The sequence below is a fragment of the Winkia neuii subsp. neuii DSM 8576 genome (assembly GCF_000420405.1).
Classification (GTDB): Bacteria; Actinomycetota; Actinomycetes; order Actinomycetales; family Actinomycetaceae; genus Winkia; species Winkia neuii.
The window spans coordinates 1-13,807 of sequence record NZ_ATUW01000015.1; the positions used below are offsets into that span (position 1 = coordinate 1).

A 13,807-nucleotide genomic window follows, 5' to 3' on the forward strand; every position below is an offset into this window, starting at 1 on the left:
ACTTATCCGGATGGGTCTTCGGATACGGTTAGTGTTCCGGTGAAGGTGGGGCCTGCTGATAAGAAGCCGGTTGCTGATGTGGTTGATCCTTCTTATGGTGATGGTGTTTCGGTCAAGGCTGGTGAGTCTGGTTCTGTTTCGGTTCCTAAGGGTGCTGATGGGAGTGCGTTGCCGGAGGGGTCTAAGTTTGGTCCTGGTGATGGTGTGCCTGGTTGGGTGACTGTTAATGGTGATGGTTCTCTTAGTGTTGAGCCGGGTGCTGATGTTGAGCCGGGTGATTATAAGGTTCCGGTGGTGGTGACTTATCCGGATGGGTCTTCGGATACGGTTAGTGTTCCGGTGAAGGTGGGGCCTGCTGATAAGAAGGACGATCCTGAGGAGCCCCACAATATATCTGACCAGATTGAACCCGTATATCCGCCCGTTGTCGGAGATGTGGCCTCCGAGAAACCTGCGTTCGAAGATAAGAATGGTAACAAGACTGATAAGCCTGTAGCCGATTCGGGACAAGATGAGGTTAAGTTCGAGCCCGGCGACTCTGCCCCCGATGGAGCAAAAGTTGATCCCTCCTCAGGAGTGGTTACTATCGTTGATGCGCCCGCAAAGGGAGAGGATCCAGTTACCGTTCCGGTGGTGGTGACTTATCCGGATGGGTCTTCGGATGAGGCGGAAGTAGTATTCAAACCGGAACCTGAAACCGTTACACCTAAGCCGGCATGGGATCCGGTCGCAATAGAAGCCGGTCAGGAGGTAACTCTCCCAAATAAAGGTGGAAATGCAACAGGAGCAACGGTCGAAACTGACGGTCCCGGTACCGCTCAGATGGATACCCATGGAAGCATAAAAGTTTTGGCTGAGCAGGATGCAAAACCCAACCAGACAATCACTGTCACCGTCAAAGACGGAAAGGGAAAGACCATTGCGAAGCTTGAACTGCCAATCAAGAACAAAGCTAAAACTGGGCGTCCGGTAGGGACTGAGCCGCAGCAGAAACCTAACAGGGATGAGGATGCTCCAGACGCCGATAGCGTGGTTCGTAGGCCAGGCCTCGCAACAACTGGCACAGCGGCAGCCGGTTATGGAGCTGCATCATTAGCACTGCTACTAGCCGGAGCGGGCGCTATAGCTTACGCACGTAAGCGGAAGCAGAAGTAATTTCTACCTGAAGGTGGCCTTGGGGAGTAGCCCCAGGGCCACCTTCTTTATGTGAGCTAGCTAATCCAAAGACAGACAAGATCCCTTACGGGATACAGATTCGATCACCAGCCAGGAAATGTTTGACAACTACGGCACTTTCAACGTCAGGTCGGACGGGGCTGCGCCAAAAAGTGGTTACACGGTTCCAGTGACGGTAACTTACCCGAAGAGTGCAGGCACATTCCTAGCAGCTGCCCATATGGGGGCAAAGGCCATTGAGGAGCTTATGCCACGGCAGGAGAGCCTCGTGTGCAGTAAATAGCAAACTGATCAGTAACTTAATAATGGTAAATATTAGAGAGTTTAATCTTTGACGTTAAGAGTAATCGCAAGTTTTAACGTGCAGGTCAGTGTCAAGTCGTCTCGACACTCGGATGGTAGCTGTCGTGTTACATTAATTTTCAACTCGACCTACCGGACGGTAATGATTAAGCAACTATCATATGGGCTGCTCCGGACGGCAATGTATGCCTTTTGCAACGGAATAACAGGGCTTATAACCTCTCATAATTCGCAGAGATTGAGAGTTTGAGAGTTCCAGGCAAGGCGTTTATGTGACAGAACCTACGTAACTGTTTCGAAAAACCTGGGAAGTTTATGCTTCTGTGCATCTATTTAAAGACTTCTTTCAGCTGAACAGTTGCCAATACGAAGGTGTTCGGGAAGCATTGGATCGACAATGTTTCCATTTTCTTACCTATCTGAAGGAAGAAGAATATGAAAGACCATCAAATAGCCAAGGGGAGGGAGCTGAAGGTAGGGGCCGTTTTGGTCGCCCTATTCTCGTTGCTCGTAACTCTCACTGGGCTATCTGCTGTCTTCGAATCTCCGGCTGCTCGCGCGGCAAACGGAGATCTCGGGGAGACGGTCGAGTTCACGCCGAACTACGACTTTGCGGATATTCCGGCTGGCAGCGGTTTTTACCCTGACAAAGGGAATATCATCTGGGCTGGCAACGGTGGCGATGACAATGGTGTAACCAACAAGAAGTCAAATGTTGGTTTCGCCTGGTGTATCGACTTGGGTCTAAAGACTCCCGCCGACGCTAAGAACCTAATCTGGGATAAAGCTACTGCACAGAAGCTAACCCCAGCTAATATTGGCGACGCTTCGCAGGATACTCAGCATCCGCAGGAGCGCTACAACGCCGCCTATCTGATGATCAACAAGATGATCGATTCTTGGAAGGCGGGCAAATACGACGACGCAGGACGCTATGGGCTATACGCTCAAGCCCTATTGGGTACGCCTACTGCGCAAAGCGTTGCGGGCCAGGCAATCAACGGAAATGCTAATGACCAACTTGGTAAGTACGTCGGTGTCTCAGCGGCGGACTTCACCGAACTGACAGGCTTCGTACCGTCGACTGGTGGAGCGTCTACCTTCGACCACGCGATTGACTACAAAGCACCCGAGGGAAGCTACATTACGTATGTGCCTCCGACCCTGCCGAACGGGAAGGTAGCCGTAAATCGCGCACAGCGTATGGTGCCTCCGGATCAGCCGGGCTTCCCGCCCGAGACCACTCCGAAGAATCCGGTTATCAAGACTAAGGCTTCTTTGGATGGTGATCAGGTAAAGGCTGGTGCCAAGGTTGTAGATACTGTTTCTTATGAGGATTTGATTCCTGGTAAGGAGTACACGCTTTCGGCGCAGTTGATTAATAAGGCTGATGAGAAGGTTGTTGGTGAGGGTTCTGCGAAGTTCACTCCGGAACAGGCTTCTGGTTCTACTAAGGTTGAGATCACTGTCAATGCTGATGTGAAGGATGTTGTTGAGAGCGCGGTTGCGTTTGAGACTTTGACTTCTGCGGTGGTTGATAAGGATGGTAATGAGGTTTCTGAGGAGACTAAGATTGCCGAGCATAAGGATCTCAATGATGCTGATCAGACCGTAACTTCTAAGAAGCCCGGCAAACCTGGTAAGCCCGGCAAACCCGGCAAACCAGGTAAGCCCCACGAGGACCAGACATGCCCGCCCGAAACCCACAAGAAAGTCGAAAAGAAGACAATCGTGGGCAAGGACGGCAAGAAGAAGAATGTCACCGTCATCAAATGCATCAAGTCTTCCAAGACCCTAGCCAAGACAGGCTCCAACGCAGGCGTACTAGGCGGCATAGCTGCCCTAACACTCGCCGGTGGTGCAGCCCTCGTCCTCGGCCAGCGTCGCAAGAAGAACTAAGTCCTGGAACAGTAAGCCACAAACTTACTGAACCTTAAACAGAAACTGGGATGCCGCAAAAGCGGCATCCCAGTTCCGCATTAACCCCCAAACAACCAACCCAACAACACAAAACGCACCACCCACAAACAGCCCAAACCAAAACAAAGCCCCACACGCAGCCCAACCACCCATGCGCCGAAACGCGGCACCACCACACGCAACCGGCAGAATCCGCACACCCAACCAGACGCCCTCAACGCCGGTAGTAAAACAGATAAGGCCAAGGGCACACAGAAACCCATCTGAACAGCGAAATGCAGTACGCCCCAAGCTTGAGCCAACTAGAAAGACGATCCCCCGCCAAAATAGCCGCCAACAACAGGCGCAGCGGCACTCCAACGCATCAAACTAGAGCGAAATCCATACCAGCCAAAGCCAGTCGCGTCAACTCCGCGGGACGAACCGCTCATGCAAGTTAGCTAACGGCCTGGGAGCCCACCAATTCCACTTACCCAAAAGCGTCATAGTAGCCGGAACCAACAACATACGAACCAACGTGGCATCCACCAACACAGCCACAGCCAGCGTAAAACCAACCTGCTTGATGACCATCATCCTGCCCATCAAGAACCCCACGAAAACCAACACCAAAATCAAAGCTGCAGACGTGATAATACGCCCAGACTGCTGCATACCAATTTCAACGGCCCGATCATTATCGCCCGTACGGTCCCAAACCTCCTTGATGCGCGAAATCAAAAACACCTCATAATCCATAGCCAAACCAAAGCCAAAACAGAAAATAACGGCTACAACGTAGGATTCAAGGCCACCCAAGGAGGTAAATTGCAACACCGACTCCAAATGCCCCTTTTGAAACACGAACACGCCCACCCCAAGCGCCGACGCCAAAGACAACGTATTAATCAACAACGCCTTCAACGGAACCAAAATTGACCCAGTCATCAAAAACAGCAAAACAAACGTTGCACCAATAATCACCAAAGCCACCCAGGGAGAATCATGGACCAGCGCATCCACAAAATCCACCTGGTTAGCGGCCTGGCCAGTAACCAGCACAGAAAACGGGGCCGCGGAAGCATTCGCCCTAATGTCCTTAGTCACCTGCTCGGCAAGACGAGACGAACCATCCCCGCCCTCGACAGAAACCTGAGCCTGCACCCAACCATCCTGAAGCACACTCGCGTCGCGCACATCGCTAACCCCCCGCACAGACTGCACATTGGAACGGACCCACTTATCCAAATTGCTCTTCGAAGTCTTAGCTAAAACATGCACATCAGCAGCCCCCAGTTGAGGATACTGGGCATCTATAAGATCCAAAGTCTGAATTTGCTGCAGAGAAGAAGGCATCATCTCGGTTCCCGAATTCCTCATGTGCATGTCGGCAATCGGGGAAGACATCAAAAACAGCACAGCCAAACAGCCAACCAAAAATACCCACGGGCGAGCATGAACCGTGCGAGCCAACGTAGCGAACACGCCATGATCTTGCAGGTGCCCAGTTTCGCGACGGACAAAACGGCCCACAAACGGAATGCGCGTAAGCGGAGACGGGCGAGCCATCTGCCGTCTAGCCAATATCAACACGGAAGGCGTAAGCGTTAGAGCACTGGCCATAGCTGAAAGCACAACCGCAACGCCGCCCGCGCCCAAAGACTTCAACAACTCGGGATCAAATACAGCCAGGCCGCAAATCGAAATTGCGACAGTAAGAGCACTAAAGAACACCGTCCGCCCAGCCGTCTGCAAGGTGGCCTCGAGCGAATGCAAATACTTGTTAGGTTCGCTGGTGCGACGAGCCAATTCTTCGCGAAATCTAGAAACTATCAGCAACGAATAGTCGATAGAAAGGCCGAGCGATAACACCGAGATAATATTCAATACAAAAGACTGCTGCGGCGCTAAATAGGTGAGTCCCAGCAGGGCTCCCAAAGACACTGCCATGGCCACCAAGGCCCCAGCCAACGGCAGCATAGCTGCGATTAAGCCACCAAATATGAACAGCATGGCAATAACCGTAAGCGGTAAAGAAACCAGCTCCCCGGTAGCCAGGTCAGAACGCACCTGACCTACGGATTCGTTCATTACAGCTTGTTGGTCAGAAACAGTCAGCTTCGCTGCCGGAGCTACCTTCCGCAGCTGCGACTGCCAATCGGAAAGTGCCGAAACGATCCTGTTGCGCGCCCTCTGAGAATCACCAACCCGCGTCTTATTCAAAGTAACCGAAACTACAAAACCGTCACCATTCGAAGCGACTAGCTTCTTAGAATCGCTATTTTGGACGCGCTCCCAAACTGACATTTCCTGTAAGCGCTGAGCTCGCTCTAACCCAGCCTCAGCCTCAGCTCGGGTGGCCTGGGCCTCATCTAAGCCAGCTTGTGCCTTATCGCGGGCCTGGCGCGCCTGCTCGCGTTGAGTTTGCATCTGCTCGGGTAACTGAGCCAAAGCTGCCTGAGCTTGTTCTAAACCCGCCCGGCTTTGCTCTATTGCAGCATTGGCCTGAGCGATACCATCTTGAGCTCGCTTTGCAGCCTCGTCGGGAGCGACGATGCTATCTTGCTCATTGGCGGGAGCAAAGTGGCGGACTGTGTCCAAATCCAGTGGCAAAAATGGTGAAGATACTGAGGTGACCCCGCGCAAAGAGCGAATCTTAGCCGCCAGGCTCGCCACAGAACGGGAAAGGGCGGGCGCATTATCCTCTACGGAAACCCCAGACACCACGGCAGTGATCGGGTACGCGCGCTGGCGCGCCTTGTCCAAGATCTGTTGGCCCCGCTCAGATTCGGATCCCTGAGCCATGGGAATGTCGGAATTGAGTCGATCCCACAAGGGCTTCCCGCCCAATCCTGTAGCAGACGCGGCAATGCAGGCTGCAATTATTAGAACCCAAGCGACGATAATCGCACGCGCGTGCCTAGCAACGACACGTGCTAAGCCGGCAAACACTTTGGGCACGCTCCCTAGCGCAGAAAACGGGGTAAGTACTCCCTCTAAGTCTATGTCTCTCGACTAGAGAGCGCCCAGAGTTTCAAAGGCAAAATATATTAAAGAGCGTGCGCCGACAACTCCGCCCGGGTGGGTAGATCCGGGAAACCCTCAACCCGGAAACGAAGCGGCCACGTAGAACTGTCGACAACAAATCCTTCCGGCCAGATCTTTCGCGCAGACTCAAAGGAGATCTTGATGGAGTCAGTGAAATCTGGATCCTCGCCAATCCTAGCCTGTGGCAAAAAAGCAATATATTCAGCAGCCGGAACTGAACTCAAAGGAGCCGGAATCAGAGCCGTAAAGGACGACGGGAGATGTGGATCTTCCGGGTCTGGGCCCACCTCAAATGGGGATACCTCGCCGTAGACTGAAGGCAGTGAAGAACAAATCTTTCCCTGCTGAGTGTAAGCATCCTCGAGCAAACCAAGCCTTATCTGGGCCCACTGACTAAAGGCAGGATGCGTGCGAGAGACAGTGTACTCGCTCAAGTCGCCGCCCTCCGAAATAGCAAAAGGAACCGGGCAGACCGTGTGTTCGTTAATCCCGCGCCCAGCAGCTGCTGTTACAGCCGCCTCCAAAGTTGAAGAATCGGCATCGAAAAACCAAATTCGCCTATCCGACAGCGGCATTACCAGAGGATTCTTCCAACCCTTGTTGCTGGCCAACCATTGCCTAGTCTTAGCTAGCGCGCCAGCGTGCAACAGCCAGGACGGCCCGATGTCAGAAGGCCCAGCGACCTGAACAGCTTCGGTGCCCGCCAAGGTAGATGCCACCAGGGGGATGGGAGCACCCAGAATGTCGGTTCGCCTCGAAAGTTCAACTTTGGCTCTAGAAACAAGATTTGCCATTGAGTGCTCAAGTAAAGTGTCGGTATCTACTCCTACCTCGTCAGCTTTGGCGCTGTCGAGCAAAATAGTTTGCTGGGGGCCTTCTGCCTCCTGTGGGCGCCACCCAAATCCAAAACTCAAAAGCGCGCTTACCGGAGCAAAAAGAACGTTAGCGCCGGCTGCCCAGTGGGTTAGGAACGTGGGGGTAGCGCGCAGCGTGGCAACTACGGTATCGAGGACGCGACCCAAGTCGCCCTCGGGAAGATTATTTGCATTCGCAAGCATGTTGTTAGTTACATCCATACCCCAATCCTTGCACGAACTAGGGACATTCTTCCTAACATGGGAACAGACACAACAAGGGAGGCCCCATGGCACACAAGATGCAATTCGGCGTATTCAGCGTCGGCGACCTAACAATAGACCCCACCAGCGGAACGGTTCCCACAGAATCTGAACGCATCAACGCAATGACAAAAATTGCTGTGCACGCCGAGGAAGCAGGTCTGGACGTATTTGCGCAAGGAGAACACCACAACCCGCCCTTTGTGCCTTCGAGCCCCACCACGATGCTCGGCTATATTGCCGCCAAAACTAAAAAAATACTACTATCAACCTCCACCACCCTGATCACCACGAACGATCCGGTAAAACTTGCCGAAGACTACGCCATGCTGCAGCACCTAGCGGGCGGCAGAGTCGATCTGATGCTCGGGCGCGGCAATACCGGGCCAGTTTACCCCTGGTTCGGCAAAGATATCCGCGACGGTATAGAACTCTCGTTTGAAAACTACGGCCTCTTGCGGAAGCTCTGGGACGAGACCGACGTGTACTGGGAAGGCAAACACCGCACCCCCCTTCGCGGCTTCACCTCAGTACCTCGCCCTCTGGACGGCGTGGCCCCCTTTGTTTGGCACGGTTCAATTCGCAGCCCCGAAATAGCCGAACAGGCCGCCTACTACGGGGATGGGTTTTTCCACAACAACATTTTCTGGCCGGCTTCCCACACGGCGAAAATGGTGCGCCTATACCGCGAACGCTTCGAACACTACGGGCACGGCCCAGCCGAAAAAGCTATCGTAGGCCTGGGCGGGCAAGTGTACATGGCGAAAAACAGCCAAGATGCTAAAGCTGCGTTCCGCCCCTACTTCGACAACGCCCCCGTCTACGGAGGCGGACCCACTCTGGAAGAATTTACTGAACAAACCCCCCTCACAGTGGGGTCTCCGCAAGAAGTAATCGACCGCACCCTTTCGTTCCGCGAAATGGTAGGGGACTACCAGCGTCAACTATTCCTAGTTGACCACGCCGGCTTGCCGCTGAGGGAAGTACTCCACCAAATTGACTTCCTAGGCGAGGTAGTCCCAACTCTGCGCAAAGAATTCGCCCTCCTCGCAAAAGAAGGCGTCCCAGATGCGCCCACCCACGAAACGTTACTGGCTGAGCGCGGCAAAAAACCCGCGCGTTCTGAAGCGAGACTGTGGCAGGACCAGCAAACCGATCCCGACCTTCAGCAGGAACGTCCACGCTGGCAACAGGCCAACATTGACCTTACTGCGGGAGCTCAAACTGACGACGGAATAGGCACCCGCGACGGGGCTGCAGCCGGAGACACCGTAACCGGCGCCTCCTTCTACCAGCAGGCACCAACCAGGCAAGCAGCCCTCGACAGGGCCGATGCGTGGCTACAAAAATCCCAGAATGCCGGAAGCGGGCGCTCCGAAGAAGAAGCCACCCAAAACGATCAGACGCCCTGGTGGACTACAGACGAACACCGCATCGTGGCAATCCACGCGGGCATGTCCGACGCCTCTTCCTCACGTAAACTCGCCATGCGCCTAGCGAAAGAAACGGCAGGAAAACTCGGCGGAGCCGGACAAGCTATACAAATTCGCGAAGTAGCCTTGCGCGCACTTGCCCGCCCGCTCGCGGACAATGTGCTAACGGGATTCGGCAACGAGGACCTAGAAGGAATCAAGGCCGCAGTATCGGGTGCAGCCGCCATAGTGGCAGTCACCCCCACCTACCAGGGCTCCTACTCAGGCCTCTTCAAACAATTCTTCGACGTTCTAGAAGACGGCGCTCTGGAAGGTAAGCCGGTACTGCTGGGAGCAACGGGCGGCACCCCGCGACACGCCCTCATTTTGGAACATCACCTGCGCCCCGTGCTTACCTACATGCACGCTGAAACTGTGCCCACTGCCGTTTACGCAGCAACTGAAGACTGGGGGGCAAAAGCTACAGACTCTGACGGAAGTGGCGGGCAAGAGCTCGACCGGCGCATAAGGCGAGCCGCTGCCCAACTGGCTGAAAAGCTCTTGTAGTCGGCACGGGCGACGTAGGGCCCCAAAACAGATCGACCGTTAAAATAAGAAAGAATAAAACACCCTCGCTTTAAGGAGACCAATGTCCACCCCACCTGTCGCATACGTAATCGCCGGTTCTGAAGCCACTGGCGGTGCCGGCTTCCAAGTCGACCTAAAAACCTACCAGCAGTTGGGCGTCTATGGGGTGGGCACGCTCTCGTGCATCGTAGCCTTCGACCCCTCCAACAACTGGGGGCACCGCTTCCATCCGATCCCGCGTGACATTATTGAAGAACAAATTGAGGTTTCGCTAGCCTGCTTTGACGCCTCGGTAATGGACACAGTCAAGATTGGCATGCTAGGAACGCCGAACACGATCGACGCAGTCGCACAGGGGCTTTCCCAACGTAAGTGGAAGAACGTCGTGGTCGATCCCGTCCTAATTTGCAAGGGGCAGGAGCCCGGAGCGGCCCTAGACACTGACAACGCGTTGCGCGAAAAAGTGTTACCCCTAGCGACCGTTGTTACTCCTAACGTGTTCGAAGCTAAAACCCTTTCAGGAATGGACACCATAGAAACCGTTGAGGACCTGGAAGAAGCCGCCAAACGCATTGGCGAATCAGTTCCATACGTGGTGGCCAAGGGCGGGGTCGAGATAGCTGGAGACGAGGCCGTCGACGTACTCTGGGACGGAAAGGAACTAACCCGGTTCACCGCACCCAAAGTAGGCCAGCAGCGTGTATCCGGTGCTGGCTGCACCATAGCGGCAGCAATTACAGCCGAGCTGGCCAAGGGCGCCGACATTGCCAAAGCAGTAGATGCCGCCAAAAAGTTTGTAACTAACGGCATAAATGCCCGCGTAAGCGCCAACACGCCCTTCGATACTGTGTGGCAGGGGGCCAACTAAACAATTCTAAACGTTCCTCCCGCCCGGGCGGCGGGTAATTCGTAGAAAAATAATCGGGGGGTTCCCACATTGTGGTGTGGGAACCCCCCGCTTTTCGGAATCTTTACTTGGCCTCTTCAGCTATATTTGTCACAGCTTCTTTGAAGGTGGCGAGTAGCTTGTCTTTCTGCTTGGCATTCGGGCTATCGATAATAATTTGTACGGGACCAGTGGCGGCACGTCCGCTCACTGATTCTTGCGTGCGAGTTCCGCCAGTGATCGTAGCCTTCTGCCAATCTGCAGCATTGGCTCCAGGTATTTTTAACTCTTCGAAATCGGTGTGAATTTTACCTTCTTTGCCGGCAAAGTTTACGGTAATGTCGCTACAGTCTTTAGCTAATTTTTCAGTCCTCTTAATAGGTTCTTCCGTATCGACATCCTTACCCTTGTACTTTATGACCTCGAGTGTGGCAGTAGGAAGGTCTTGAACCTGCACCACATAATCAAAATCAGCATTGGCGACGCTGGAGGTGAAATCTGCGCACTTTTCGGGTTTTACAGACTTAGTGGCTTGGTCCATATACTGCCGCAGCTGCTTCTTCAAGGTTTTGAGCTGCGGGTCGCCAGATTCGGCCTTAGCCAGCTTATTTAGCTTCTTGCCGTCGTACTTGGTCTTCTTGAGAGCCTTCGCTACTTGGTCGGGGGTCAGCTTCTCGAAAGATGCGGCCAAATCCTTGGGGGAGGAATCAGCAACTGATTTCGAGGAGTTTTGCCCACATGCCGACAGCGAGAACGCCAATGCGGCAGCAGTGCCAAGAGCGGTAAGAGAGCGAAGCGTACGAGATGTCATCTTTGTCCTTCATACGTAGAAAGTAGTTACTGGCAAAACATGCGTGCCTGGTTAAAGGATAAGAGATTTGCCAGATTATGCGACTCGAGACGGGTTAGTGATGTGCTTGCGAACCTTCAGGAAAAACCAAACTATGACTCCTATCAGGGCTAACACCAAGAGGAGGGCGACTATAGGCACCAAAACTGCCGAAAAAGATAGCGCCGCCGCAGTTACGTCCTCGCCGGTGGAAACGATTGGAGCTGCCACCCCCAACGTTGAGGTGTTCCAAACCGGCCTGGACGAAGACTTGAAAAAGTGAATGCCAAGCGCAACCGCAAAGCCCACCACCAAAGCGATCCAAGTCGACGGTTGCCGCAGGGTTTCGGAAGTGCTCAGCTGCTGCATCCCTGCCCCGCCGGTAGCGGAATCGATACCGGAGGCAAACATGAGCCCACCAGAGGTGGGGCGGATAACGGTCTGAATAGCATCGTTTATAGTGTCTACTGCTGGGACCTTGTCGGCTACGACCTCGATCACCAGTAAAACCCCGACTATGGCCAACAAAATCGGGTCAGACAACCACTGCCAGGCCGGGGGAAGGGAAACCAGCGACGTAAAGCGCGCTAACAGCCCAAACACCAGCATGGGGATATAAGCGTTTAAACCAGCTGCAGAAGATAGCCCGAGGGCGGTTAAAAATTCCATCAAACACGATTGTATTGCGAAAACGCGTCAAATGCGCGTCTGTAGAAATATTGACGTGGCCGGCCTAAGAGGGCGTAAATAGCGCCGCAGCGGGGCGGGGGCTCGGCGCGTAATAAACACCCGCGGCTGGGGTGGACTACTATCGAAGCCATGGAGCAGATCTGCGATATTCGTCCGAGGGTTGTACCTGTTTGTTTGTCTGATGCTTTGGCGGGCTTGGATTATGAGGGGCCTGGTGGGGTTGATCAGGTTAGGGTTTGTGGGGTTAGTGTTTCCACTCATGATATTGACAAGGGGTGGATTTTTGTTGCGGTTAAGGGGTATTCGGAGCATGGGATTGATCATGCCCGTGTTGCGGTTCGTCATGGTGCGGTAGTTGTTGTTACTGATCGTGAGGGCGCGGTGCGTGCGGGCCAGAGCTTGGGGGTGCCGGTTGTGGTGGTTGAGGATACGCGCCAGGCTGCGGCTAGGATTTCTTGTAATGTTTATTCGTATCCGGCCCGTGATCTTGTTACTGCTACGGTTACTGGTACTAACGGGAAGACTACTACTACTTATTTGCTTAGGGCTTTGCTGGGGATTGATCATCCGCGGGCGGCTTTGTGTGGTACTAACGAGATTTCGGTTGGCCGGCATAAGATTATTGCTTCGCGTACTACTGCTGAGGCGCCGGTGTTGCAGCGTATTTTAGCTTCCGCGCGTGAGCAAGATCTGGGTGGGGCGGTAGTAGAGACGTCTTCGCATGCTCTGTCTTTGCATAGGGTTGACGGGATTTGTTTTGATGTTGCCCTGTTTACTAACTTGCAGCATGATCACTTGGATTATTACGGGGACATGGAAACCTATTTTGCTGCTAAGGCGGCTCTTTTTACTCCGGCTCATTCTAAGGCGGGGGTTATTTGTGTGGACGATCAGTGGGGCAAGCGCCTTAGTGAGGTATCTAGTGTGCCCTCTGTTACGGTGGCCGCGCTTTCTGATAGTAAGGCTGATTGGTGGGTTAGTGATATTGGTGCGGATAAGGAATCTATGCGCACGGTCTTTACTTTGCATGGCCCGGCCGGGCAGATAGGGCGGGTTGCTTGCCCGGTCCTTGGCGAGGTGAACGTACAAAATTGTGCTCTTAGCGTGGTCGCGGGCGTGCAGTTAGGGTACAAGCTTGAAGATGCTATTGGCGCTATCGAGGGTGCCGGTCAGGTGCCCGGGCGGATGCAGAAGGTAAATCCCAGCCCGCATGCGGGCCAGCCGCTAGTAATTGCTGATTACGCGCACACTCCCGAAGGGTTGGACTGGACGCTAAAATCTGTGCGAGATATGACCGATGGCAAGGTCGTGATCGTTTTTGGTACTGATGGTGATAGGGATCCCTCTAAACGGGAAGATCTAGCAGAAGTAGCCGCAAGAAGAGCCGATATTTTGTGGGTTACTGACGAAAACCCGCGTACTGAAGACCCCCAAAAGATCCGTGATTATCTAATCCGCGGGATCAAACGAGTACGCCCGAACCTAGAAAACGTCACCGAGATAACTACCTGCCGGCGTGATGCTGTACGCAAAGCTATCCTCTCTGCAACCGAGGGCGACATAGTCATGCTCACCGGCAAAGGCATCGAATGGTACCAAGACATCGAGAACATCAAACACACCTATTCCGATATTGATACCGCAGCCGAAATCCTCCAACGCGACCCCCGCCGCGAAGAAAAATAGGTAAAAGGGGCACAGCCTGGCCTGGGCCGGTTGTGCCCCTTTACTGTGTCCGAATCCCACCTGCGCGAGACGGGGGGTATGGGAAGGGCGGCGTCGCCCTCGCGAAACTGTAGCCGGGTCTTGGACGGCGCTAGCGTAGGCTATGCAGTGTTGGCAGTATTCTTCGTAGTGA

The 13,807-nt window shown here is 53.9% G+C and carries 9 protein-coding genes; 5 read left to right on the forward strand and 4 right to left on the reverse strand.

Features of this window, described 5'->3' with window-relative positions:
- Both G437_RS0109765 and G437_RS0109775 read left to right on the forward strand, forming a co-directional pair.
- Nucleotides 1-1,155 (forward strand): Rib/alpha-like domain-containing protein (locus G437_RS0109765; RefSeq protein ID WP_029769569.1); only part of this gene is annotated, 1,155 nt, incomplete at its 5' end.
- A 759-nt stretch (nt 1,156-1,914) separates the two neighbouring features.
- Nucleotides 1,915-3,378, forward strand: a complete 1,464-nt coding sequence (locus G437_RS0109775) for a VaFE repeat-containing surface-anchored protein (protein WP_024332370.1) — start codon at nt 1,915-1,917, stop codon at nt 3,376-3,378.
- Between the two features lie 426 nt (nt 3,379-3,804).
- Here G437_RS0109775 and G437_RS0109780 read toward each other — a convergent pair whose 3' ends face one another.
- Both G437_RS0109780 and G437_RS0109785 read right to left on the reverse strand, forming a co-directional pair.
- A complete protein-coding gene (locus tag G437_RS0109780) occupies nt 3,805-6,339 on the reverse strand; it encodes an MMPL family transporter (RefSeq protein WP_024332371.1) in 2,535 nt (844 codons plus the stop codon).
- 89 nt (nt 6,340-6,428) lie between these two features.
- Nucleotides 6,429-7,502: a hypothetical protein gene (locus G437_RS0109785; protein ID WP_024332372.1), complete on the reverse strand. Its 1,074-nt coding sequence runs from the start codon at nt 7,500-7,502 to the stop codon at nt 6,429-6,431.
- A 68-nt stretch (nt 7,503-7,570) separates the two neighbouring features.
- Between G437_RS0109785 and G437_RS11250 the strand changes: the two genes are divergently transcribed.
- Together G437_RS11250 and G437_RS0109795 are read left to right on the forward strand one after the other, a co-directional pair.
- Nucleotides 7,571-9,523 (forward strand): CE1758 family FMN-dependent luciferase-like monooxygenase, encoded by a 1,953-nt coding sequence (locus G437_RS11250; protein ID WP_081638956.1) that lies wholly within the window; start codon nt 7,571-7,573, stop codon nt 9,521-9,523.
- An 82-nt stretch (nt 9,524-9,605) separates the two neighbouring features.
- Nucleotides 9,606-10,412, forward strand: coding sequence for a hydroxymethylpyrimidine/phosphomethylpyrimidine kinase (locus tag G437_RS0109795; protein ID WP_024332374.1), 807 nt, complete (start codon nt 9,606-9,608; stop codon nt 10,410-10,412).
- A 103-nt stretch (nt 10,413-10,515) separates the two neighbouring features.
- On the opposite strand, the gene G437_RS0109800 is transcribed toward G437_RS0109795, so the two are convergent.
- Together G437_RS0109800 and G437_RS0109805 are read right to left on the reverse strand one after the other, a co-directional pair.
- Nucleotides 10,516-11,241 carry a hypothetical protein gene (locus tag G437_RS0109800; RefSeq protein ID WP_024332375.1) on the reverse strand — a complete coding sequence of 242 codons (726 nt, stop codon included), beginning with the start codon at nt 11,239-11,241 and terminating at the stop codon, nt 10,516-10,518.
- Nucleotides 11,242-11,316: 75 nt separating this feature from the next.
- On the reverse strand, nt 11,317-11,928 hold the full coding sequence (locus tag G437_RS0109805) for a DUF4126 domain-containing protein (RefSeq protein ID WP_051141942.1): 612 nt from the start codon (nt 11,926-11,928) through the stop codon (nt 11,317-11,319).
- Between the two features lie 150 nt (nt 11,929-12,078).
- Between G437_RS0109805 and G437_RS0109810 the strand changes: the two genes are divergently transcribed.
- Complete coding sequence (locus G437_RS0109810) at nt 12,079-13,635, forward strand: UDP-N-acetylmuramoyl-L-alanyl-D-glutamate--2,6-diaminopimelate ligase (RefSeq protein ID WP_024332377.1); 1,557 nt, start codon at nt 12,079-12,081, stop codon at nt 13,633-13,635.
- Nucleotides 13,636-13,807 lie beyond the last annotated feature (172 nt).